Below are 21,962 nucleotides of genomic sequence, written 5' to 3' on the forward strand. Positions count from 1 at the left end.
TTCGTGGTCAGCGTCGGCAGCCCGTATGTGTGATGGTAGGCACGTACGAGATGATCGGAACCGGCCTTCGTCGCCGAGTACGGGCTGTTGGGCGCGTACGGCGTCGTTTCGGAGAACTGCGGATCGGTCGACGACAGCGAACCGAACACTTCGTCGGTGGAAACATGCAGGAAGCGGAACGCGCCCTTGCCCGCGGCATCGAGATCGTTCCAGTACGCGCGAGCAGCTTCGAGCAGCGCGAACGTGCCGACGACGTTGGTCTGCACGAAATCGGCCGGGCCGTGGATCGAGCGATCGACATGACTCTCGGCGGCGAAATGCACGACGGCGCGCGGCTTGTGTTCGTCGAACAGCGCGCGCAGCGCGGCGCCGTCGCAAATGTCGACACGCGCGAACACGTGTTTCGGACTCCCGTCGAGCGACTGCAGCGTGCGGAGGTTGCCCGCATAGGTCAACTTGTCGACATTGAGCACGGCTTCGTCGGATTGACGCAGCCAGTCGAGTACGAAGTTGGCACCGATAAAACCCGCGCCGCCCGTCACCAGGATCATGAGGCTCCCTTAAGTCATACACGGCAGGCCTCGAGCACGTGCCGCCACAGATTCGGAAAGCGACGACGCCTGCTCGCGCGTCACTTAAGGCGGGAATTCTAACTGTTCACCGAGATTGCCAAAGTCATGAAATGCTAATTTTGTCTGGGAAGAGTCGATTATAGGAAGCGGCATTGCGCAAAAGCCATGCCGCTAACAACTTGAAACAGTGCTCCGAACCCGCAGAGCCACCAAAACTTCTTGCCAAATCAATAGGTTAAACTATCAGACGACGACGCATGCGGCTGCCCTGCCACCATGTCCGCTTTTCACTCGGCAATAGGTTTTGTAACAACTTTCCGCTCATGACCCGCACCCCCATCGCCATTGGCGACATTCAAGGCTGTCATTCTGCTTTCCAGTCGCTGTTCGAAGAGCTTTCAGCTCCGATCGATACGCCTTTCTGGATCGCGGGCGACGTCGTCAACCGTGGACCGGACTCGCTCGCCGCACTGCGCGCGCTCGTCGAACTGGGTCCGCGCGCGACCGTCGTGCTCGGCAATCACGACCTCCATCTGCTCGCGGTGTCCGCAGGCATTCGCACCGAACGCCCGGGCGACACCATCGGCGAAATCCTCGACGCCCCCGACGCCGACGCGCTGCTCGACTGGGTTCGCCACCGTCCGTTCGCGCACTTCGAAAACGACATGCTGATGGTCCATGCAGGCGTGCTGCCGCAATGGGACACCACGCTCGCGCTCGAACTCGCGGACGAACTGCAACGCGCGCTGCGCGCCCCTGACTGGCGCGAAACGTTACAAAACCTGTACGGCAACGAGCCAAACCAATGGCGCCCGGATCTGAAGAAGCGCGACCGGATGCGCGTCGCGTTCAACGCGTTCACGCGCTTGCGGTTCTGCACGCCGGACGGTGCGATGGAGTTCAAGGCGAATGGCGGCCCCGACAGCGCGCCGCCCGGCTACCTGCCGTGGTTCGACGTGCCGGGTCGCCGCACGCAGGACGTGACGGTCGTGTTCGGCCACTGGGCCGCACTCGGCCTGATGCTGCGCGACAACATCGTCGCGCTGGATTCGGGATGCGTATGGGGGAATCAGTTGTCGGCCGTGCGACTGACGGCCGATCCGGCACAGCGTACGGTCACGCAGGTACAGTGCGAAGCGTGCCGCTCGCCCGGCGGCGAGTAACCCGCGCAGCTCGCGCGGGTACAACGATGCTTCAGATCTCGCGCCCCGGCACCGGCTCGTCGGGCGTCGCGTCGTGCGGCGCACCGGCGCCGACTTCAGTCACCGGATAGGCGTGCGCCTCCAGCTCCGCGAGCGACTCGGGCGACGGCTTGCCGACCTTCGCCTGCAACGTCTCGAGCGCGGCCGCGATCGCGTCGCGCGCGGCGGCGGATGTGGTGCGGCGATCGCCGCCCGGCGGGATCGGATCGCACACGTACAGATGCACGACCAGCGGGCCGCCGCGCAACACCATGTCGAGCGACTTCCCGAGCGACAGGTCGCCCGTATAAGCCGGCGCGACCGACTGCCGCTGCTGCGCGTCCTCGTACATCAGGCAGATCGGCTGCACCGCGCAGCCGGCCGACACCGCCGACTGAAACAGGTTCGCATGGAACGGCAGCAGCGCCTGCCCGTCCGACGTCGTGCCTTCCGGGAACACGCACATCAAGCCGCCGTTGCGCAGGCGCGCGGCCATCTCGTGCATGATCCGCATCGCTTCGGTGCGCTTTTCACGCTGCAGGAACACGGTATCGAGCTTCTCGGCGAGCCAGCCGACGACCGGCCACTGACGCACCTCCGCCTTCGACACGAACGGCGTCGGCCGCCACGCATTGATTGCGTAGATGTCGAGCCACGACACGTGATTGCCGACCACGAGCGCGCTCGCATCAAGCCGCGCGCCGTCGTTGTGGACGACGATGCGCATCCCGCAGATCCGCAACATCCTGATCGACCAGCGACGAGTCATTTCGGCGCGCCGTGCGGGCGTCACGCGCGAAAAGCACAGCGCGACGGTCGCCATGCCGCGCAGCAGGTGAACAACGAGACGCAACTTGCGAAGAGCGGTCATGGCGAAGATCCGGCGTGGTTCAGTGGCGCTCGAACGCGACCTGCCCTGCCACGAGCGTCGCACGCACGCAGCCGGGCAGTTCGTAGCCGAGGAACGGCGAGTTGTGGCCCTGGCTCTTCAGCGCGCGCGGCTCCACGCGCCAGTGCGCGCGCGGATCGAACACGCACAGGTCGGCCGCGCTGCCTTCGGCCAGACGGCCGGCCGGCAGTTGCAGCACGTCGGCCGGTGCGGCCGTGATGCGGCGCAGTGCCTGCGCGAGCGGCGTGCCGGTTTCGTCGGCCCACTTCACGGTAAGCGACAGCAGCAGTTCGAGGCCCGTTGCACCGGGCGTCGCTTCGGCGAACGGCAGCAGCTTCTCGTCGTCGTCGACCGGCGTGTGATCGGAGCAGATCGCATCGATCGTGCCGTCGGCGAGCGCCACGCGGATCGCTTCGCGATCGCGCTCGCTGCGCAGCGGCGGGTCGAGCCGGAACTGCGAATCAAAGTAGCCGATATCGACGTCGATCAGGTGCACGTGATTCACGCCGACGTCGCACGTCACCGGCAGCCCTTCGGCCTTTGCCTCGCGCACGAGCGCGAGACCGGCCGCCGACGACAGGCGTGCAAGGTGCACGCGCGCGCCCGTCACGCGCATCAGTTCGAAGATGGTGTGCAGCGCGATCGTCTCGGCGGCGACCGGCACACCGGACAGCCCGAGCCGCGACGCGAGCGCGCCGCTCGCGGCAACGCCGCCGCGGCCGATGAACGCGTCGAGCGGACGCAGCCACGTCGTGTAGCCGTAGGTGCTCGCGTACTGCAGCGCGCGCAGCAGCACCTGCGTGTCGCGCACCGGCACGTTCGCATGCGTGAAGCCGACGCAGCCCGATTCGGTCAGCGCGACCATCTCGGTGATCACTTCGCCCTTGAGGCCGACAGTGAGCGCGCCGAGCGGATGCACGTTCGCCTGGTGCAGGTTGCGCGCGCGGAACTTGAGCATTTCGACGAGGCCCGGCTCGTCGAGCACGGGGTCGGTGTCCGGCGGGCACACGAGGGTCGTGACGCCGCCCGCGACGGCCGCGGCCATCTCGGACGCGAGCGTCGCCTTGTGCTCGTAACCCGGCTCGCGCAACCGCGCGCACAGGTCGACGAGGCCGGGGGCGACGATCAGCCCCGCCGCGTCGATCGTCTTGTCCGCGTTGAAACCGGCCGGCGCGGTGCCGAGCGCGGCGATCTTGCCGTCCGCGACGAATACGTCGGCCTGCCGTTCGGTGCCTGCGACCGGATCGATCAGCGTGCCGCCTTGGATATGAATCTTCATGCGCTGTCTGTGAATGCGTTGATTGCGTTGAATGCCTGAACAAGGATGCGCGAAAGCGGGCTCAGTCGCTGTTGCCGGCGACGATGCCCATCACCGCCATCCGCACGGCGATGCCGAACGTGACCTGGTTGAGGATCACCGATTGCGGGCCGTCGGCGACCTGCGAGTCGATCTCGACGCCGCGGTTCATCGGGCCGGGGTGCATCACGATCGCGTCGGGCGCGGCGAGCGCGAGACGCTCGGGCGTCAGGCCCCAGGTCTTGAAATACTCCTGTGCGGACGGCAGCAGCGCGCCGCTCATCCGCTCGTTCTGCAGGCGCAGCATGATGATCACGTCGACGCCCTTCAGCCCTTCGTCGAGGTTGTGGAACACCTTCACGCCCATCTGCTCGAGACCGCCCGGCAGCAGCGTGCGCGGGCCGATCGCGCGCACTTCCGGCACGCCGAGCGTGGTAAGCGCATGGATGTCCGAGCGCGCGACGCGCGAATGCAGGATGTCGCCGACGATCGCCACGCGCAGCTTCGTGAAGTCGCGCTTGTAGTGACGGATCGTGTACATGTCGAGCAGGCCCTGGGTCGGGTGCGCATGACGGCCGTCGCCGGCGTTGATCACGTGCACGTGCGGCGCGCAGTGCTCGGCGATCAGGTATGGTGCGCCGCTCGACGCGTGACGCACGACGAACAGGTCGGCATGCATCGCCGACAGGTTGTTGATCGTGTCGAGCAGCGACTCGCCCTTGCTCGTCGACGACGCATTGATGTTCAGGTTCAGCACGTCGGCCGACAGGCGCGTCGCGGCGATCTCGAAGGTCGTGCGCGTACGCGTCGAGTTCTCGAAGAACAGGTTGAACACCGACTTGCCGCGCAACAGCGGCACCTTCTTCACCTCGCGGTCCGTCACGCTGACGAACTGCTCGGCCGTATCGAGAATATGGTTGACGATCGAGCGCGGCAGCCCCTCGATCGACAGCAGGTGTTTCAGCTCACCGTTTTTCGTGAGCTGCGGGTTGCCCTTCAGGAAACCGTAGCGGAACCGCTCGGGGCTCGCGGCCGTCGCGGGATTGCCGGTGCGGCCAGTGGTGTCGGTGGTCATGGTGTGCGTGATTCCAACTATGCAAACGGGCCGCGGCATGAGCCGGCGGCCCGGGATACGGTTTCGCGGTTCGTTCAGGCGCCGTGCGCCTCGATGCGCAGCGTGAGCTGCGCGGCTTCGTCGCGCGCGAGCACGAGCGTCGCATCGGCCGGCACGTCGAGCGTGCCGCCCGCAAAGCGCGCGGCGACCGGCAGCTCGCGGCCGCCGCGATCGGCGAGCACCGCGAGCTCGACCGCGGCCGGACGGCCGTAGTCGAAGAGTTCGTTGAGCGCGGCGCGCACGGTGCGGCCGGTGTACAGCACGTCGTCGACCAGCACGATGCGCGCACCATCGACCTCGAACGGCAGCGCCGTCGGACTCGCCTGGCTGTGCAGCCCCTTTTTCGCGTAGTCGTCGCGATGCAGCGCGACGTTCACGACGCCGAACGCCGGCGCGCCGAGATCGCGCGCGAGGCGCTCGGCGAGCCATGCGCCGCCGCTGTGAATGCCGGCGAGGCGCGGGCCGCCCGGTTCGGCGAAGGCCGTGCCGTATGCGCCGCGGATCTGGTCGAGCAGGACGCGATAGAGCGCGTCGGCATCAATGGTGCTCATGGTCGGACAATTGGTCGAGATACTGTTGAAGGATGACGCGCGCGGCTTCCGCATCGAGGATCTCGGCCCGCGCGCGGCCGCGCACGTTGCGCTCGCGCAGCCCGGCCTCGGCCTCGACCGACGAATAGCGCTCGTCGACCCACGTGACGGGCAGCCCGAAGCGGCCGTTCAGCTGGTTGCCGAAGCGCCTGGCCTGCTGTGTCATCTCGTGCGGCGTGCCGTCCGGATGCATCGGCAGCCCGACGACGAGCGCGTCCGGCCGCCATTCGGCCAGCAGTTCGCCGACCGCGTTGAAGCGGTGCTCACGATTCAGGTTGGGAATCACGACGAGCGCCCGGGCCGAGCGCGTCAGCGCATTGCCGATCGCGACGCCGATCCGTTTCTCGCCGTAGTCGAACGCCATGAGCGTCGCATCGCGCGCGCTCGCGCCACTCATGCGTGCCCTGCTTCGCCGGACAGCATCGACGAGCTGACGCCGAGCAGGCCGAGCGCGGCTTCGAAGCGCTCCTCGGCCGGCGTGTCGAACACGATGCGGGGATCGGCGGCCACGGTCAGCCAGCCGTTGCGGGAAATCTCTTCCTCGAGTTGCCCTGCCCCCCAGCCCGCATGGCCGAGCGTCAGCAGGAAACGTTTCGGGCCGGTGCCCGTCGCGACCGCCTCGAGCACGTCCTTCGACGTCGTCATCTCGAGCCCGCCCTCGACCGACATCGACGAGTTGTAGTTCGCGCCCTCGACCGGCTCGTGCAGCACGAAGCCGCGCTCGGTCTGGACCGGGCCGCCGAAGTACACGGGAATATGCAGCAGCGGCTCGATGTCGAGCTTCAGGTCGATACGGTTGAACAGCGATTCGAGATCGATGTCGGTGGGGCGATTGATGACGAGGCCGAGCGCACCGCGCTCGCTGTGATCGCAAAGATAGACCACCGTTCCCGAAAACGTCGGATCCGCCATGTTCGGCATGGCGATCAGGAACTGGTTGGTGAGATTGATGCGATCGGAAGGCTTTGACATGGTTTGAATTTTAGCAAAGACGCCGCGACCTGACCGGGCCGCGATCAACAAGCAACGCCGCGCGACGCTGGCAACGACGCGCGCGGATCACACGGCACTCTAACACGCGCGCGGGCGCTGTCGGCAGCGTGTTGCCGGCCCGCGCGACAAGGGCCGCCGCCATGTATGCGCCCCGTTGCGGGTCAGGCCCGGTCGAGCGCCGCGCCGAGCGCGCCGGACGCCGCGGTCAGGTCCGGCGGCGCCACGCCCGCCGCGATCTTCAGCAGCGCGGCGCGCAGCATGTCGAACGCGCGGGCGTGCGCGTCGAGCCCGCCGTCGGCGAGCGGCGCGCCGTGCGCAGCGCGGCGCCACGCGAGCCCGAGCGTATCGGCCAGCAACGCCGCGTGGCCGAGCCCGAGCGCGCACGCGGCCGTCCCGACCCGATAGGCGGCGGCCGATGCGCGCCATGCGGCGCCCGCGTCGGCCCCGGCCGGAGCGGCGGTGAGATCGGCCATCGACGCGTCGGCCGTCTGCAGGAAATCCTCATAGGCATGTGCGTTCACGGTCACGACACCGAGCGTGCGGGTCGGCGCCGCCGCGATCGCGTCATGCTCGGCGCGGGCGGCACCGGCTTCCCACAGCGCCTCGGATGCCGGCGTGCCGGCGACGTGCCAGTCCACCGTCAGCCCGTAGTCGTGCAGCACATCGACGAGCGCGACATCCTCGGCGGCCGCGCCGAACAACGCGAAATCGCGCCACAGCAGCGCGAGCGTCTCGCGCACGAGCGCGGGCGGCGCACGGCGCCGGCCCCGCGCGTGCTCGCCGAGCAGCAGGTTGGTCCGCGCGAGAAAACGTCTCAGTTCGGGGGCGCCGCTGGCGCGCAGCGCGCGCAGGCACGCGGCGGCCAGCCGCCAGAAGTCGTACGGCACGCTGTCAGCCAGTGCGGCCAGGGTCGCATCGAGTTCGTCGAGTGCCGCGTCCGGCGTGCCCTGCGGCGTGCGCAGCACGGCGAGCAGCGCCTGTTCGTAGCGGGCGCGGGCGCGACTCGCGAAGGTGTCGGGCAACGCGCGCAGCGTCGCCTGCGGCACCGCGCGCCCGACGAGCGCGAGCGCATCGAGCGGCGCGCTCGCGTGCAGATCCGCCGCGCTTTGCACACGCAATGCACGGAAATGTTCGAAGAGAACCGGCGAGCAGGCCAGCTCGCGCAGATTGTGACGCGCGACGGCCGCGCGGAAATCGTCGAGCGCGACGCGCCAGGCGGCAGCCGTCGACTCGGTGGCGACCAGCGGCGCGGCGGCCGACAACTGACCCGCGAAACGGGCGGCCGGCAGCCAGCCAGCCTCCGCGAGCACCGCCGCGGCAGCCGCAAGCGGCGCTACCGCGTCGTCGCGACGCGCAAATGCGTCGGCGGCCGCCGCGAGTGACGCGTCGGCCGCGCGCACCGCCCCGCCGCGTGGGTTGGGCAGTGCATCAGGATAGGGAACGTTCGCCGGGTCGGCCGTCATGGACACGCGCGCCTGTCATCGTCAAGTCGCTCGCGCCGGCCGCGGCGCGCGAGCGCCGGGCAACCGCGAGGCCGGAGCGGTGTATCCGTGGGCCGGGATCCGGTCAGATCTGGACCATCTCGAAGTCTTCCTTGCGAGCGCCGCACTCGGGACACGTCCAGTTGATCGGGACGTCTTCCCAGCGCGTGCCCGGGGCGATGCCCTCTTCGGGCAGCCCCGCTTCTTCGTCATAAATCCAGCCACAAATCAGGCACATCCAGCTCTTGTATTCCATCTTAAGCCGCGTCGGGAAAGTCGGTAAATTCGGGAGCCATGATGGTACCGTGTCGGGGCCGGACTGCCTAGCAATCGCACTGGAGTACGGCAACTACGTTGCGCTGCGCTAAAAAATCCGTCGTGCGGGCCGGATTCCGCCGCATAATGGCTGCAAAGTGCGGCCTGCCGGGCAACACAGGGCCCGAAATGGCCCATTTCGCCTCGCCGTCCGCACCTCCGTCGCTTCCCCGTTTTTTTCTTGCCCCATTTTTCCATGTCCAGCAACGCCCCTCCGATCGTCCTCACCTTCGGCCTGTCCGATCCCACCGGCGGCTCCGGCCTCCAAGCCGATCTGATGACCCTGGCGAGCATGGGCTGCCACGGCGTGTCCGTCCTGACGGGCTATACCGTGCGCGACTCGGCTGCCTGCGACGAAGTGACCGGCCTCGATCCCGATGTCGTCGCCGCCCAGGCACGCATGCTGCTCGAGGACATGCCGGTCGCCGCGTTCAAGATCGGCGCGGCGACGCGTGCGGAAGTCGTGAGCGCGATCGCGGAAGTGGTCGCCGACTACGACGGCGTGCCGCTCGTGCTCGCGCCGGACTTCACGCTCGACGACGAGCACGTGCTCGCCGCCGACGACCTGCGCGAATCGATCGCCGACCTGCTCGCCCCGCAGACGACGCTGCTCGTTGCCGATTACGCGACGCTGATCGCACTCGCTCAGCCGGACGGCGATGCCGAAGCGCCGAATCTCGACGCGGCCGTATCGCACCTGCTCGCGCAGGGTTGCGAGTACATCCTGTCGTCGGAGACGGGCTCGCACCGGCTCGTCAACACGCTGTACGGCGAGGAAGGCCAGTTGCGCGAAGACATGTGGGATCGCTCGCCGCACCGGTTGATGGGCATCACCGACACGCTGGGCGCGGCGATCGCCGCGCTGCTCGCGAATGGCCAGGAACCGCCCGAAGCGGTGCGCGAAGCGCAGGAGTATCTGTATCAGGCCGTGCGCGACGCGTTCCGGCCCGGCATGGGTGCGTACCTGCCCGACCGGTTCTTCTGGGCCCGCAGCAACGACGATGCGGATACGCCGCCGGCCGTGAAGGCCGATCCGGCACCAAGGACGTCGCACCGGCACTGACGCACGCACGGCGGCCACATGCCGCCGCGCCGTCGAGCGCAGCGCACCATCGCGTCGGGGCGGCGCGCCCGCCTCTTCTTTCGCGCACGCCGCGCATGGCGCGCGACCAATAAAAAAAGACCCGCATCGCTGCGGGTCTTTTCTTTTGGCTGGCGCGCGCATCGCTGCGCGCTCCGGACACCATCGACCGAAGTCGATTACATGTCCATGCCCATGCCGCCCATGCCGCCCGGCATGCCGCCCGGCATCGGTGCGTCTTCCTTCGGCAGTTCTGCGACAGCTGCGTCCGTCGTCAGCAGCAGGCCAGCAACCGAAGCTGCGTTCTGCAGTGCGGTGCGCGTGACCTTGGTCGGGTCGACGACGCCGGCTTCAACCATGTCGACGTACTCGCCCGTTGCTGCGTTGTAGCCGTAGTTGCCCTTGCCTGCAGCAACTGCCGCCACCACGACGCTGGCTTCTTCGCCACCGTTCGTGACGATCTGGCGCAGCGGCTCTTCCATTGCGCGCAGCACGATCTTGATGCCGGCGTTTTGGTCAGCGTTCGCGCCGGTCAGGCCTGCGATCGCGGTGCGAGCGCGGATCAGCGCAACGCCGCCGCCTGCCACGATGCCTTCTTCCACAGCTGCGCGCGTTGCGTGCAGTGCGTCTTCGACACGTGCCTTCTTTTCCTTCATTTCGACTTCGGTCGCAGCACCGACCTTGATCACTGCCACGCCGCCGGCCAGCTTGGCCACGCGCTCTTGCAGCTTTTCACGGTCGTAGTCCGACGTCGCTTCTTCGATTTGCGTACGGACCTGCTTCACGCGCGCTTCGATGCTTGCTGCTTCGCCTGCGCCGTCGATGATCGTCGTGTTTTCCTTGCCCACTTCGATGCGCTTCGCCTGGCCCAGTTCTGCCAGCGTTGCCTTCTCGAGCGTCAGGCCGGTTTCTTCCGCGATGACTTGACCGCCGGTCAGGATCGCGATGTCTTCCAGCATGGCCTTGCGACGATCGCCGAAGCCCGGCGCCTTGACCGCAACGGTCTTCAGGATGCCGCGGATGTTGTTGACGACCAGCGTTGCGAGCGCTTCGCCTTCGACGTCTTCAGCGATGATCAGCAGCGGACGGCCAGCCTTCGCGACTTGCTCGAGTACCGGCAGCAGATCACGGATGTTCGACACCTTCTTGTCGTGCAGCAGCACGAACGGGTTGTCGAGGACGGCGACTTGCTTGTCCGGGTTGTTGATGAAGTACGGCGACAGGTAGCCGCGGTCGAACTGCATGCCTTCGACGACGTCGAGTTCGTCGGCGAGCGACTTGCCGTCTTCGACGGTGATCACGCCTTCCTTGCCGACCTTGTCCATCGCTTCAGCGATGCGATCGCCGATCGACGAGTCGCTGTTCGCCGAGATCGAGCCGACCTGTGCGATTTCCTTGTTCGTCGTGCACGGCTTGCTGATCTTCTTCAGCTCTTCGACAGCCGCTGCGACTGCCTTGTCGATGCCGCGCTTCAGGTCCATCGGGTTCATGCCCGATGCGACGTACTTCATGCCTTCGCGAACGATCGATTGCGCGAGGACGGTTGCCGTCGTCGTGCCGTCGCCTGCGTTGTCGCTGGTCTTGGAAGCCACTTCCTTGACCATTTGCGCGCCCATGTTCTGGAGCTTGTCCTTCAGCTCGATTTCCTTCGCGACCGACACACCGTCCTTGGTGACCGTCGGGCCGCCGAAGCTGCGCTCGAGCACCACGTTGCGGCCCTTCGGACCCAGCGTGACCTTGACTGCGTTGGCGAGAATGTTCACGCCTTCGACCATCTTCGAACGGGCGGAATCGCCGAATACGACGTCTTTAGCTGCCATCTTCTAACTCCTTGAATTCTTGGGAATATGTACCGTCAGTGGACGCTTACTTCGCGTTGACCACGGCCATGATGTCTTCTTCACGCATGACCAGCAGTTCCTGGCCGTCGACCTTCACGGTCTGACCAGCGTACTTGCCGAACAGGACGCGATCGCCGACCTTCACGTCGAGCGCGATCGGCGCGCCCTTGTCGTCGCGCTTGCCCGGGCCGACCGCGAGGATCTCGCCTTGATCCGGCTTTTCAGCAGCAGCTTCGGGGATCACGATGCCCGAGGCGGTCTTGGTTTCCTGATCCAGGCGCTTGACGATCACGCGATCGTGCAAAGGACGAAGGTTCATATTCACTCCTCTCTTGACTGAGATTGAAGAACGCTTAGGGAATCTGCCCGGCGGATCGCCCGGCAGAGAATTGTTAGCACTCTCGTGCAGCGAGTGCTAATTATATGGACGGGTTTTGACAAATTCAAGAAGGGATGCCGGATGAATTTTCGGAGCGGCAAAGCAGGCAGGAAAGCACACGAATACAACGAAAAACCTTTTTAAAACAAAAACATGGCGAGCCATGACCGGCATGATCGACGTGTGCGGCTCACCCCGAAAATCGTTCAGCCCTGGTTGGACACCGGGTAAGCACGGAGTTCCTGCACCCGGCGACATCGCATCGAAAAGCCCGCACCGACGTCGATTCCGTCCACCGCGGCATCCCGCTCGCGCACGCCGCACCCCCTCCTCGCCGTTACATCGGCCCGCATCGAACCATTCAATTTCATTACGCCGATATTTACGGTTTAGCTCACTACTAAACACGTGCGGAGTCCCATCCGTAAGGCCCCCCATTACATTCAGTAATCTTGATGCGAATCATTCTCGTTTACATTGACTTTCCCATTTGACACTCCTACGATCCGCCACGTTGCGTTCGTTTTCGTGCCACGATCGACAGGTGCCGAGCGTCGGGACAGCGACCGACCAGCAGGACTACAAACTAATTAGAACCAGGGATTTGATATGACCTTTGCGTCGCTCCATGGAGACCGCCTCCGCTCCCGGATGCGCCCGGCCGCCTGCGCGGTTCTCGTCGCCGGGGCAACGTTCGCCTGCGCCGGCGCCTATGCCGACACGCCGGTCGATGCGCAGCCCGAAGCGCCCGAAGCCGACCTCTCGATCCAGGCGCAGCCGACCAACATGTGGACCGGCATCTGGACCCGGCAGAACCTGCTCGGCGACATGGGCGGCATCCGCCCGTGGCTCGGCAAATACGGCGCGACGCTGCAGATCACCGAAACCAGCGAATACCTCGCGAACCTGCGCGGCGGCCTGAACCGCGGCGGCACGTACGACGGGCTCACGACGGCCACGCTGACGGTCGACACGCAGAAGGCGATCGGCCTGCCCGGCGGCACCTTCAACGTCAGCGCGCTGCAGATCCACGGCACCAACCTCAGTGCGCGCAACCTCGGCACGCTCAATACCGCGAGCGGCATCGAGGCGCAGGACACGACGCGCCTCTGGGAACTGTGGTACCAGCAGTCGTTCCTCGACAAGCGCGTCGACGTGAAGATCGGTCAGCAGAGCCTCGACCAGGAATTCATGGTCAGCACCTACGCGAACACGTTCGTCAACACGATGTTCGGCTGGCCCGCGCTGCCGTCGTACGACCTGCCGAACGGCGGCCCCGCGTATCCGCTCGCGGGCCTGGGCGTGCGCGTGCGCGGCCAGATCACGCCGAAGCTCACCGCGCTCGCAGGCGTGTTCGACGGCGATCCGCTCGGCAACAACCCGAGCAACCTGAGCGGCACGAACTTCAACCTGCACAACGGCACGCTCTACATCGGCGAGCTGCAGTACGCGCTGAACCAGCCGGCCGACGGCGAGATGGACACCGGCCAGTCGAACGGGCTGCCGGGCACCTACAAGATCGGCGTCTGGTATCACAACGGCCGCTTCGCCGATCAGAACGTCGGCACCGACGGGCTGTCGCTCGCGAGCACCGGATCGAACGGTATCGCGCAGCAGCATCACGGCGACTACAGCTTCTACGCGGTGGCCGACCAGATGATCTGGCGCCCGGACCCGACCGGCGCGAAAAGCCTCGGGGTGTTCGCACGCGTGATGGGCGCGCCGGGCGACCGCAACCTCGTGAGCTTCTCGGCCAACGCGGGCATCGTGCTGAAAGGGCCGTTCGACGGCCGCGACAACGACAGCGTCGGCCTCGGCGTCACGTACATCCAGGTCGGCAGCCACGTGACCGATCTCGACCAGACCGCGCAGATGGCCGCGGCCGGCCCGTACGGCGTGCGCACCCGCGAAACGACCGTCGAGGCGACCTACCAGTACCAGGTGAACCCGTGGTGGGTGATCCAGGCCGATGCGCAGTACACGTTCAATGCCGGCGCCGGCCAGAACCCGAGCGATGCGACCCAGCCGCTGCGCAACACGTTCGTGCTCGGCGCGCGTACGACCATCACGTTCTGAACGCCGCCCACGTCACCCGTTTTTCGCGCGCCGCCCGGGCGGCGCGCTCCCAGGAGAAACCCAGATGAATCAATCCGCCCTGCTTCGCCGCTTCGCGACGGGCGCACTGGCCGCTGCCGCGCTGACGGCCGCCGCCGGCGCGCTCGCCGAGCCGCAAGGCTTCCTCGAAACGCTGCATCGCCACACGCTGCTCGTGAACACGGTGCCCGAGAACGGCGACCAGAACCCGTATGCGATCGCGGTCGCGCCGGTATCGGCCGGCACGGTCCAGGCGGGCGACGTGCTCGTCGACAACTTCAACAACTCGGCGAACCTGCAGGGCACCGGCAGCACAATCGTCGACTACCGCCCGTCGACGAAGCAGATGAGCGTGTTCGCGACGATCCCCCGCGACCTGAAGGCATGCCCCGGCGGCGTCGGCCTGTCGACCGCGATGACGATGCTGAAGTCCGGCTGGGTGATCGTCGGCAGCACGCCGAGCAACGACGGCACGACCAACACCAAGGGCGCCGGCTGCCTGATCGTGCTCGACCCGCAAGGCAAGGTCGCATCGACGTGGTCGAGCCCGAACATCAACGACCCGTGGGGCAACATGGCCGTGGTCGACCGCGGCGACAGCGCGACGCTGTTCGTCAGCATGGCCGGCTTCGGCGTCGGCGGCGCGGACGGCAACCCGCCCGTCTACAAGCAGGCGACCGTACTGCGCCTGGAGGTCGACGTGCCGGCCGGCAAGCCGCCCGCGATCAAGCAGGAAACGGTGATCGCAAGCGGCCTCGGCGCGCAGGCCGACAAGGGCGTGTTCCTGGTCGGCCCGACCGGTCTCGCGCTGTCGGGCGACCAGAAGAAGCTGTACGTGTCGGACGCGATCGGCAACCGGATCGTCGAGATCGACGATCCGCTCACGCGCGACACCAGCGCAGGCGTCGGCCGCCAGATCACGGCCGACGGCTTCCTGCGCCGCCCGCTCGCGCTCGCGACCGCGCCGAACGGCCACCTGCTCGCGACCAACGCGCTGAACGGCCAGGTCGTCGAGATCGACCCGGTCGCCGGCAAGCAGCTGTATGCGCGCTGGATCGACACCGACAAGGCGCAATCGCCGCCGGGCAACGGCGACCTGTTCGGGATCGCGATGACGCCCGAAGGCGACGGCTTCTACTACGTGCAGGACGACGTCAACACGCTGATGCTTGCGAAGTAACGGAACGAATCATGGCAGACGATCTGAACCCGCCGTCGCGCCCCGCGCGCCGCGGCTTCCTGAAGGCCGGCGGCGCGGCGGTGGCCGCGGGCCTCGCCGCCGGCGCGATGCCGGCCGCGCGCGCGGCCGATGCAGCCGACCCGGGCGCGCCGTCCCCGCACGCGCACGACGACGACATCGAGCCGTTCTACGGCAAACACCAGAGCGGCATCGCGACGCCGCAGCAGCGCAATGCGTATTTCGCGGCGCTCGACCTCGCGACGACCCGGCGCGAAGACGTGATCGCACTGCTGAAGACGTGGACCGACGCGGCCGCGCGCCTCGCGCGTGGCGAAACCGCGCAGCCGCTGCCGGCGAACGGTGCGGACGAGGTGGCGCCGGCCGATTCGGGCGACGCGCTCGGCATCGGACCGTCGCGGCTGACCATCACGTTCGGCTTCGGGCCGGGCATGTTCACGCTCGCGGGCAAGGACCGCTACGGACTCGAGAAGCAGCGCCCCGCCGCGCTGGTCGATCTGCCTCGCTTCAACGGCGACCAGCTGATCCCGGAGAAGACCGGCGGCGACCTGTTCATCCAGGCGTGCGCGAACGATGCGCAGGTCGCGTTCCACGCGGTGCGCCAGCTCGTGCGGCTCGGCGGCAAGACCGTGCAGATGCGCTGGGGGCAGGCCGGCTTCACGTCCGGCAAGCCGGGCGAGACGCCACGCAACCTGATGGGCTTCAAGGACGGCACGATGAATCCGTCGAGCAAGGATCCGGGCTCGATGGACGAATTCGTGTGGGCCGGCGCCGAAGGCCCGGCATGGATGAACGGCGGCACCTACACGGTCGTGCGCCGCATCCGCATCACGCTCGAGCACTGGGACAACACCGAGCTCGGCTTCCAGGAGCAGGTGTTCGGCCGCAAGAAGTACAGCGGCGCGCCGCTCGGCGGCCAGCACGAGTTCGACGCGCTCGATCTCGACGCGGTCGACAAGGACGGCAACCCGGTCATCCCGGACAACGCGCACGCGCGTCTCGCATCGCCCCAGCTGAACAACGGCGCGCAGATCCTGCGCCGCGCGTATTCGTACAACGACAGCACGAACTTCTACATCGAGCGCTGGCCGCCGTGGCGTCAGCAGACCGAGTACGACGCGGGGCTGATGTTCGTCGCGCACCAGCGCGACCCGCGCAAGGGCTTCATTCCGATCAACGAGAAGCTCGCGAAGATGGACATCATGAACCAGTTCACGACGCACGTCGGCAGCGCGATCTTCGCGTGCCCGCCGGGCGCGCAACCGGGTTCATACATCGGCGCCGCTCTTTTCGAAGCCTGACGGCGCGACGACGTACGACGCATTTCCTGCCGGCCCGTCCGGATGCAACCTACGACCACGACATGAATACTTCACCCGTTAGCCGCCCGCTGCGGCACCTGATCTCCGCGGCCGCCGCCGCGCTCATGCTGACCGGCGCGCTGCATGCCATGCCCGCGCACTCGGCCACGCTCACGCTGTACAACGCGCAGCACGAGCAGGTCGTCAACCAGCTCGTCAAGGACTTCGAAGCAGAGAGCGGCATCGCCGTGAAGGTGCGCTCGGGCGAAGGCCCGGCGCTCGCCGCGCAACTCGTCGCGGAAGGCGACCGCACGCCGGCCGACGTGTACTTCACCGAGAACTCGCCGGAACTCGTGCTGCTCGATCACAAGGGCCTGCTCGCGAAGACCGACGGCGCCGCGCTGCAAGCGGTGCCCGCGCGCTTCAATCCGGCCGACGGCAACTGGGTCGGCGTGCTCGCGCGCGAGAACGTGCTCGTCTACAACACCGCGAAGATCCAGCCGCAGCAACTGCCCGCATCGCTGCTCGACCTCGCGAAACCCGAATGGAAGGGCAAGGTCGGCATCGCGCCGAGCGACGCCGACTTCCTGCCGGTCGTGAGCGCCGTGCTCGCGCTGCACGGCGAGGCCGCGACGCTGCAATGGCTGAAGGGCCTGAAGACCAACGCGCAGATCTTCGACGACGACGAAGGCGTGACGGCGGCCGTCAATCGCGGCGGCGTCCTGACCGGCGTGATCAACAACTACTACTGGGCACGTCTGCACGCCGAGCTCGGCGACAAGTCGACGAAGAGCGCGATCCATCACTTCGCCAACGGCGACGTCGGGGCGGCCGTCAACGTGTCGGGCGCCGCGGTGCTGAAGGCATCCAAGCACCAGGCGGACGCGCAGAAGTTCGTCGCGTATCTGGTGAGCGCGCGCGCGCAGAAACTGATGGCCGACGGTCATATCAGCTTCGAGTACCCGCTGCGGCCCGGCGTCGCGCCCGATCCGATCCTGAAGCCGTTCAATGAACTGCACCCGCCGGCGCTGACGTTCGATCAGCTCGGCGACGACAGCCAGGCCGGCAAGCTGCTGCGCCAGGCGGGTCTCCTCTGACCATGAGCGACGCCGTGTCCAGCACGGCCCGCGCGACGCCCGACGGCGAGCGCACCGCGACGCGGCGGCGCCCGTCGCGTGCGCTCGTCGCGGCCGCCGCGTGCGGGCCGCTCGCAATCCTGCTGCCGCTCGGCTTCACGCTGTACCGCGCGGCGACCTTCGGCTTCGACGATGCGATCGAGCTGCTGTGGCGGCCGCTCGTCGGCGAACTGCTCGTCAACACGCTGTCGATCACGCTGGCCGCGACGCTCGCGTGCGCGCTGCTCGGCACGGCGCTCGCGTGGTTCATCGAGCGCACCGACCTGCCCGCGCGGCCGCTGTGGACCGCGCTCGCCGCCGCGCCGCTCGCGGTGCCGCCGTTCATCACCAGCTACGCGTGGGTGTCGCTGAGCCTCGACCTGCAGGACTTCGCCGGCGCGCTGCTCGTGCTGACGTCCGCGTACTTTCCGCTCGTCTACCTGCCGGTAGCGGCGGCGTTGCGCGAGCTCGATCCCGCGCTCGAGGAAAGCGCGCGCACGCTCGGCTGCTCGCCATGGCATACCTTCTTTCGCGTCGTGCTGCCGCAACTGCGCCCCGCGCTGTGCGGCGGCATGCTGCTCGTCGCGCTCGGCGTGCTGTCCGAGTTCGGCGCGTTCCAGTTGCTGCGCTTTCGGACCTTCACGACCGAGATCTACGCGGAATACCGCACCGCGTTCGACGGTGGCGGCGCATCGCTGCTCGGCTGCGTGCTGATCGCGCTGTGCCTGCTGTGCCTTGCCGTCGAGGCGCGTGCGCGCGGCCATGCACGCTACGGCCATACGCATCGCGCCGCACGCCGCGTCGCGATGCGCTACCCGCTCGGCTGGCTGCGCGGCCCCGCCGTCGCGGTGTTCGCCGCCGTTGCGATCGCCACGCTCGGCGTGCCGCTCGCGATGATCGGCTACTGGCTCACGCAACAGGGGGCCGCGGCCGTCACGCCGGCCGACGTGTCGCCCGAACTGCTGTTGCAGACCACGCTTGCATCCGCCGGCTACGGTCTGACGGCCGCTGCCGTGACGACGCTGCTCGCGCTGCCGCTCGCGTTCCTGCTGGTGCGCCACCCGAGCAGCGTCGCGACGCTGCTCGAACGCACGGCGATGACCGTGCAGGGCGTGCCGGGCATCGTCGTCGCACTCGCGATCGTGTCGATCACCGTGCGGCTGCTGCAACCGCTGTACCAGAGCGCGCCGGCGCTCGTCGCCGCCTACGCGATCCTGTTCCTGCCGCTCGCGATCGTGAGCGTGCGCGCGGCGCTGTCGCACGTACAGGTGCGGCTCGAGGAAACCGCGCGCTCGCTCGGTCTCGGCTGGCGCGCGACACTCACGCGCGTGGTGTTGCCGCTCGCGGCGCCAGGCCTCGGCGCCGCCGCGACGATGGTATTCATCTCGGTCGTGACGGAGCTGAACGCGACGCTGCTGCTGTCGCCGATCGGCACGCGCACGCTCGCGACGCAGGTGTGGAGCGATACCGCGACGCTCGCGTTCGCGGCCGCGGCGCCGTATGCGGCGCTTCTGGTCGCACTGTCGCTGGGCGCGTCGGGCCTGTTGTTCCTGCTGCTCGGCCGCGCGTCCGTGCGCCACTGAGCGCGCCGCCCTCTTTCCCCCGGAACCGCTCATGAGCGAATTACGCATCCACGGCCTGTCCAAATCGTTCGGATCGCATACCGTCCTGCACGACATCGACCTCACGGTACGACGCGGCTCACGGCTCGCGCTGCTCGGCCCGTCCGGCAGCGGCAAGACGACGCTGCTGCGCGTGCTGTGCGGCTTCGAGCACGCGGAGCGCGGCACCGTCGAGATCGACGGCCGACGCGTGGCCGCACCCGGCCTGCATCTGCCGCCCGAGCAGCGCCGGATCGGCTACGTGCCGCAGGAAGGCGCGCTGTTTCCACATCTGTCGGTGGCCGACAACATTGCATTCGGGCTGCCGCGCGCGGCACGTCGACGTCATCATCGCGTCGACGAGCTGCTCGAGATGGTCGGGCTGCCCGCATCGTATGCGAGCCGCGTGCCGCAACAGCTGTCCGGCGGACAGCAACAGCGCGTCGCGCTGGCGCGCGCACTTGCGCCCGAACCGTCGCTCGTGATCCTCGACGAGCCGTTCTCCGCACTCGATACGTCGCTGCGGCACGAGACACGCACCGCGGTCGCCGATGCCCTCGCCGCCGCAGGCGCGACGTCGGTGCTCGTCACGCACGATCAGCCCGAAGCCATGACGCTCGGCGATGAAGTCGCGGTGATGTGGCAGGGCCGGCTCGTGCAGACCGCCGCGCCGCAGACGCTGTACCGGCAACCCGTCACGCGCGACGTCGCGTCGTTCGTCGGGCAGGCCGTGCTGCTCGCGGGCCGCGTGCGCGACGGGCGCATCGTGTGCGTGCTCGGCGAGTTGCCGCTCGTCGCACCGCTGCCGGACGGGCCGGCAGACGCGATGCTGCGTCCGGAACAGATCGGCATCGCGCCCGCCGCGCCTGCCGGCACCGCGGGCAGTCACGCCGCGCGGGTGGAAGCCACGCAGTTCGCCGGGCAGGACGCCGACGTGCTCGTGCGGCTCGACGCCGCTGCCGACACCCTCGTGCGCGCGCGCGTGCCGGGGCATCGGTGTCCGGCCGTCGGCGAGCGCGTCGCACTCGTCGTCGACGGTGCGGTGATGGCGTACGCGCGCTGACCGGCGCGCCGGGCTCACACGTCGGCGCAGTCCGCGCCCGCGGCCGGCCGGAAGGTGCGGCCGTCCGTTTCGACTTCGGCACCGAGCCGGCGCGCCAGGCCTTTCGCGCCTTCGCGCATCACGACGTCGTGATTCCATCTGAACAGCGGGCGCGCAACCGGCTCCAGCCAGTTCATCCAGCGCTCGCGGGTGCGGATGTGCCAGTCGTAGCGCACGACGGTGCGCGTGCCATCGGCGCCGAACGACCAGCACCCGTCGCCTTCGATCGCGCCGCTCGCGCGGCCTTCGAGCACGTGCGGCGGCTCGATGCGCAGCACGCGCATGTCGAAGGTCAGCCGGTACGGCAACGCCCCCTTCCAGGTGTACCGCTGCAGCGAGCCGACGCCTCGTGTGTCGCCGCGCTCGATCTCGACGGTCCGCACGGCGCTCTTCCACCAGTCCGGCCAGCGGTCGACCTGGTAAATCGCCTCCCAGACGACCGCGAGCGGCGCATCCACGCGCCACGTCGTCGAAAACCGGTATTCCGCCATGCAGCCTCCGGCGTGTCGTGTCGTGCGCGCATGACGCGCGATCAGGGCGCGAAAAAGCGTGCGGGAAACGCGACGTCGATCTCGACGTCGTCGAGCGTCACGGTTTCGAGCGGCTCGCCGTCGCCATCCGCGAAACTGACGACCTTCAACGGGAAGCCGTCCTCGGTGTCGAGCCACAGCTCGTAGCGATGCACGCCGTGGATCGCATGCGCGGGCGCGCCCGTCACCGATACGCGCAGCGCGGTGCGGCCGCTGACGGTTTCCTCGCCCCCGGTCACCGTCGCACCGCCCTGCTGCAGCGCATGGACGTTGCGCAGCAGCGCGCCGACGTCCGAGTGGTCGACACGGTGGCCGCTGCGATCGCGCACGAGCGGATTGGACGGCGACAGCGTCAGCGCGGGCGGTGCATGTTCGCCGAACGGACGCAGCCGGACCTTGCCTTCGCCGGGATCGTAGGCGAGCACCGCGCCATGGTGGGGCGACACGAAATCCATCCGGACGAAGCCGGGTTTCAGGTACGCGTAGTGAATCTCGGTGCGCTCGCCGCTTCTCCCCGACGCGCGAATCGTCGCGCGGTACGACTGGACGTGGTCGAAATGCGCCTGCGCGACGGTCACGGGATCGGCTGTCATGCTCGCTCCTATCAGGCTCGCGGCCAGCAATGCGGCGATCATGGCGCCGCCTCGACGTCGAACGCGCGTTCGATGCCGCGCTCGCGACGGCCGCCGAAGAACGGCAGCCGATGCGTGAAATGGCAGGCGAAGCCGCCGCGCTCCGCCGCGATGAAGCGGAAGGTACGCGGTGCCGCATCCGCTCCCGCGTGCGGCGCGATGCCGGCCTGCCGCGCGTCGATGTCGACACCGGGCGGCGCGAAGGCCGGTTTGCATCCGACCGGTACCGGCGCGAGTGCAGCACAGTTCCCGTGCGCAATCCGGATGCCCGCTGCGCGGCCCCGCAGCACGCCGCACGCCACGCAATCCTCGTCGGCCGGGTTCCCTTCGACGCTGCGCAGCGCTTCCGTCACCCGCCGCGCGACCACGCGCTGCATCGTCTTCATTCCCGCTCTCCTGGGCGTGGCCTGACACCACCGCACCGCCGGATCGAACGCTCGACTTCGTCGCGTCCATTATCCCGCTGCGAACGGGATGTGCGAGACCGGACATTCCACGACATCGCACGATGGCCGGCGGCGACCGCGCACCGGCCGGTGATCCGGCACAAGCAATCGGGGATCCAAAGAAAACGCGGCATGACATTGCTGTCATGCCGCGTTGCGCGCCCTGGTTCGCTCGGCGGACGATGCGTCGCCGCCCCGCGTTCGCGCAGG

The 21,962-nt window shown here is 68.0% G+C and carries 22 protein-coding genes; 8 read left to right on the forward strand and 14 right to left on the reverse strand.

Annotated elements, in window-relative coordinates:
• Positions 1 to 551 (reverse strand): dTDP-glucose 4,6-dehydratase (locus tag DIE13_RS27420; RefSeq protein WP_124830205.1); only part of this gene is annotated, 551 nt, incomplete at its 3' end.
• A gap of 344 nt (positions 552 to 895) precedes the next feature.
• On the opposite strand from DIE13_RS27420, the gene DIE13_RS27425 reads away from it, so the two are divergent.
• Positions 896 to 1,735, forward strand: a complete 840-nt coding sequence (locus DIE13_RS27425) for a symmetrical bis(5'-nucleosyl)-tetraphosphatase (RefSeq protein WP_124830206.1) — start codon at positions 896 to 898, stop codon at positions 1,733 to 1,735.
• Between the two features lie 31 nt (positions 1,736 to 1,766).
• Here the strand turns inward: DIE13_RS27425 and DIE13_RS27430 are convergent, their stop codons facing one another.
• The 8 genes from DIE13_RS27430 to DIE13_RS27465 all read right to left on the reverse strand — a co-directional run bounded on the left by DIE13_RS27430 (position 1,767) and on the right by DIE13_RS27465 (position 8,373).
• Positions 1,767 to 2,624, reverse strand: a complete 858-nt coding sequence (locus DIE13_RS27430; RefSeq protein WP_124830207.1) for a 1-acyl-sn-glycerol-3-phosphate acyltransferase — start codon at positions 2,622 to 2,624, stop codon at positions 1,767 to 1,769.
• A 19-nt stretch (positions 2,625 to 2,643) separates the two neighbouring features.
• Positions 2,644 to 3,921 (reverse strand): dihydroorotase, encoded by a 1,278-nt coding sequence (locus tag DIE13_RS27435; RefSeq protein ID WP_124830208.1) that lies wholly within the window; start codon positions 3,919 to 3,921, stop codon positions 2,644 to 2,646.
• Positions 3,922 to 3,982: 61 nt separating this feature from the next.
• Positions 3,983 to 5,014, reverse strand: coding sequence for an aspartate carbamoyltransferase catalytic subunit (locus tag DIE13_RS27440; RefSeq protein WP_096503383.1), 1,032 nt, complete (start codon positions 5,012 to 5,014; stop codon positions 3,983 to 3,985).
• A gap of 74 nt (positions 5,015 to 5,088) precedes the next feature.
• The gene (gene pyrR, locus DIE13_RS27445; RefSeq protein WP_124830209.1) at positions 5,089 to 5,604 is read right to left on the reverse strand and encodes a bifunctional pyr operon transcriptional regulator/uracil phosphoribosyltransferase PyrR; all 516 of its coding nucleotides are present in this window, start codon (positions 5,602 to 5,604) and stop codon (positions 5,089 to 5,091) included.
• Entirely contained in the window at positions 5,591 to 6,040 is a 450-nt protein-coding gene (gene ruvX / locus DIE13_RS27450; protein ID WP_124830210.1) for a Holliday junction resolvase RuvX, read from the reverse strand. Before ruvX ends, pyrR begins: the two co-directional genes overlap by 14 nt.
• Entirely contained in the window at positions 6,037 to 6,615 is a 579-nt protein-coding gene (locus DIE13_RS27455) for a YqgE/AlgH family protein (RefSeq protein WP_006751106.1), read from the reverse strand. The genes ruvX and DIE13_RS27455 overlap by 4 nt, the downstream gene beginning before the upstream one ends.
• Positions 6,616 to 6,797: 182 nt before the next feature.
• Positions 6,798 to 8,099: a hypothetical protein gene (locus tag DIE13_RS27460; RefSeq protein ID WP_124830211.1), complete on the reverse strand. Its 1,302-nt coding sequence runs from the start codon at positions 8,097 to 8,099 to the stop codon at positions 6,798 to 6,800.
• 103 nt (positions 8,100 to 8,202) lie between these two features.
• A complete protein-coding gene (locus DIE13_RS27465; RefSeq protein WP_004186709.1) occupies positions 8,203 to 8,373 on the reverse strand; it encodes a rubredoxin in 171 nt (56 codons plus the stop codon).
• Positions 8,374 to 8,628: 255 nt separating this feature from the next.
• Here DIE13_RS27465 and DIE13_RS27470 point away from each other — a divergent pair, with 255 nt between their 5' ends.
• Positions 8,629 to 9,495, forward strand: coding sequence for a hydroxymethylpyrimidine/phosphomethylpyrimidine kinase (locus tag DIE13_RS27470; protein WP_124830212.1), 867 nt, complete (start codon positions 8,629 to 8,631; stop codon positions 9,493 to 9,495).
• A gap of 197 nt (positions 9,496 to 9,692) precedes the next feature.
• Here DIE13_RS27470 and groL read toward each other — a convergent pair whose 3' ends face one another.
• Complete coding sequence (groL, locus tag DIE13_RS27475) at positions 9,693 to 11,333, reverse strand: chaperonin GroEL (RefSeq protein ID WP_011883504.1); 1,641 nt, start codon at positions 11,331 to 11,333, stop codon at positions 9,693 to 9,695.
• A 46-nt stretch (positions 11,334 to 11,379) separates the two neighbouring features.
• A complete protein-coding gene (locus tag DIE13_RS27480) occupies positions 11,380 to 11,673 on the reverse strand; it encodes a co-chaperone GroES (RefSeq protein WP_011544732.1) in 294 nt (97 codons plus the stop codon).
• A gap of 669 nt (positions 11,674 to 12,342) precedes the next feature.
• Here DIE13_RS27480 and DIE13_RS27485 point away from each other — a divergent pair.
• The 6 genes from DIE13_RS27485 to DIE13_RS27510 all read left to right on the forward strand — a co-directional run bounded on the left by DIE13_RS27485 (position 12,343) and on the right by DIE13_RS27510 (position 20,105).
• Positions 12,343 to 13,809, forward strand: coding sequence for a carbohydrate porin (locus DIE13_RS27485; protein WP_124830213.1), 1,467 nt, complete (start codon positions 12,343 to 12,345; stop codon positions 13,807 to 13,809).
• A gap of 64 nt (positions 13,810 to 13,873) precedes the next feature.
• Entirely contained in the window at positions 13,874 to 15,007 is a 1,134-nt protein-coding gene (locus tag DIE13_RS27490; protein ID WP_124830214.1) for a hypothetical protein, read from the forward strand.
• 11 nt (positions 15,008 to 15,018) lie between these two features.
• Complete coding sequence (efeB, locus tag DIE13_RS27495; protein ID WP_124830215.1) at positions 15,019 to 16,326, forward strand: iron uptake transporter deferrochelatase/peroxidase subunit; 1,308 nt, start codon at positions 15,019 to 15,021, stop codon at positions 16,324 to 16,326.
• A gap of 62 nt (positions 16,327 to 16,388) precedes the next feature.
• Positions 16,389 to 17,423, forward strand: a complete 1,035-nt coding sequence (locus tag DIE13_RS27500) for an iron ABC transporter substrate-binding protein (protein ID WP_124830216.1) — start codon at positions 16,389 to 16,391, stop codon at positions 17,421 to 17,423.
• A 2-nt stretch (positions 17,424 to 17,425) separates the two neighbouring features.
• Complete coding sequence (locus tag DIE13_RS27505; RefSeq protein WP_124830217.1) at positions 17,426 to 19,024, forward strand: iron ABC transporter permease; 1,599 nt, start codon at positions 17,426 to 17,428, stop codon at positions 19,022 to 19,024.
• Positions 19,025 to 19,055: 31 nt separating this feature from the next.
• Entirely contained in the window at positions 19,056 to 20,105 is a 1,050-nt protein-coding gene (locus DIE13_RS27510; protein ID WP_124830218.1) for an ABC transporter ATP-binding protein, read from the forward strand.
• 14 nt (positions 20,106 to 20,119) lie between these two features.
• Here the strand turns inward: DIE13_RS27510 and DIE13_RS27515 are convergent, their stop codons facing one another.
• From DIE13_RS27515 to DIE13_RS27525, 3 genes are read right to left on the reverse strand one after another with little or no spacing between them, the layout of a single operon-like run.
• Positions 20,120 to 20,635 carry an SRPBCC family protein gene (locus DIE13_RS27515; RefSeq protein WP_124830219.1) on the reverse strand — a complete coding sequence of 172 codons (516 nt, stop codon included), beginning with the start codon at positions 20,633 to 20,635 and terminating at the stop codon, positions 20,120 to 20,122.
• Between the two features lie 41 nt (positions 20,636 to 20,676).
• Positions 20,677 to 21,309: a sigma-E factor regulatory protein RseB domain-containing protein gene (locus DIE13_RS27520; RefSeq protein WP_124830220.1), complete on the reverse strand. Its 633-nt coding sequence runs from the start codon at positions 21,307 to 21,309 to the stop codon at positions 20,677 to 20,679.
• Positions 21,306 to 21,692 carry a quinol oxidase gene (locus DIE13_RS27525; protein WP_124830221.1) on the reverse strand — a complete coding sequence of 129 codons (387 nt, stop codon included), beginning with the start codon at positions 21,690 to 21,692 and terminating at the stop codon, positions 21,306 to 21,308. The genes DIE13_RS27520 and DIE13_RS27525 overlap by 4 nt, the downstream gene beginning before the upstream one ends.
• Positions 21,693 to 21,962: the final 270 nt, after the last annotated feature.

This window comes from Burkholderia sp. Bp9016 (assembly GCF_003857765.1).
Lineage (GTDB): Bacteria > Pseudomonadota > Gammaproteobacteria > Burkholderiales > Burkholderiaceae > Burkholderia.

Bases quoted from the DNA above. Each gene is read 5' to 3' on its own strand.
- DIE13_RS27425 (WP_124830206.1), top strand. From the start codon at position 896: ATGACCCGCACCCCCATCGCCATTGGCGACATTCAAGGCTGTCATTCT.
- DIE13_RS27430 (WP_124830207.1), bottom strand. From the start codon at position 2,624: ATGACCGCTCTTCGCAAGTTGCGTCTCGTTGTTCACCTGCTGCGCGGC.
- DIE13_RS27435 (WP_124830208.1), bottom strand. From the start codon at position 3,921: ATGAAGATTCATATCCAAGGCGGCACGCTGATCGATCCGGTCGCAGGC.
- DIE13_RS27440 (WP_096503383.1), bottom strand. From the start codon at position 5,014: ATGACCACCGACACCACTGGCCGCACCGGCAATCCCGCGACGGCCGCG.
- pyrR (WP_124830209.1), bottom strand. From the start codon at position 5,604: ATGAGCACCATTGATGCCGACGCGCTCTATCGCGTCCTGCTCGACCAG.
- ruvX (WP_124830210.1), bottom strand. From the start codon at position 6,040: ATGAGTGGCGCGAGCGCGCGCGATGCGACGCTCATGGCGTTCGACTAC.
- DIE13_RS27455 (WP_006751106.1), bottom strand. From the start codon at position 6,615: ATGTCAAAGCCTTCCGATCGCATCAATCTCACCAACCAGTTCCTGATC.
- DIE13_RS27460 (WP_124830211.1), bottom strand. From the start codon at position 8,099: ATGACGGCCGACCCGGCGAACGTTCCCTATCCTGATGCACTGCCCAAC.
- DIE13_RS27465 (WP_004186709.1), bottom strand. From the start codon at position 8,373: ATGGAATACAAGAGCTGGATGTGCCTGATTTGTGGCTGGATTTATGAC.
- DIE13_RS27470 (WP_124830212.1), top strand. From the start codon at position 8,629: ATGTCCAGCAACGCCCCTCCGATCGTCCTCACCTTCGGCCTGTCCGAT.
- groL (WP_011883504.1), bottom strand. From the start codon at position 11,333: ATGGCAGCTAAAGACGTCGTATTCGGCGATTCCGCCCGTTCGAAGATG.
- DIE13_RS27480 (WP_011544732.1), bottom strand. From the start codon at position 11,673: ATGAACCTTCGTCCTTTGCACGATCGCGTGATCGTCAAGCGCCTGGAT.
- DIE13_RS27485 (WP_124830213.1), top strand. From the start codon at position 12,343: ATGACCTTTGCGTCGCTCCATGGAGACCGCCTCCGCTCCCGGATGCGC.
- DIE13_RS27490 (WP_124830214.1), top strand. From the start codon at position 13,874: ATGAATCAATCCGCCCTGCTTCGCCGCTTCGCGACGGGCGCACTGGCC.
- efeB (WP_124830215.1), top strand. From the start codon at position 15,019: ATGGCAGACGATCTGAACCCGCCGTCGCGCCCCGCGCGCCGCGGCTTC.
- DIE13_RS27500 (WP_124830216.1), top strand. From the start codon at position 16,389: ATGAATACTTCACCCGTTAGCCGCCCGCTGCGGCACCTGATCTCCGCG.
- DIE13_RS27505 (WP_124830217.1), top strand. From the start codon at position 17,426: ATGAGCGACGCCGTGTCCAGCACGGCCCGCGCGACGCCCGACGGCGAG.
- DIE13_RS27510 (WP_124830218.1), top strand. From the start codon at position 19,056: ATGAGCGAATTACGCATCCACGGCCTGTCCAAATCGTTCGGATCGCAT.
- DIE13_RS27515 (WP_124830219.1), bottom strand. From the start codon at position 20,635: ATGGCGGAATACCGGTTTTCGACGACGTGGCGCGTGGATGCGCCGCTC.
- DIE13_RS27520 (WP_124830220.1), bottom strand. From the start codon at position 21,309: ATGATCGCCGCATTGCTGGCCGCGAGCCTGATAGGAGCGAGCATGACA.
- DIE13_RS27525 (WP_124830221.1), bottom strand. From the start codon at position 21,692: ATGAAGACGATGCAGCGCGTGGTCGCGCGGCGGGTGACGGAAGCGCTG.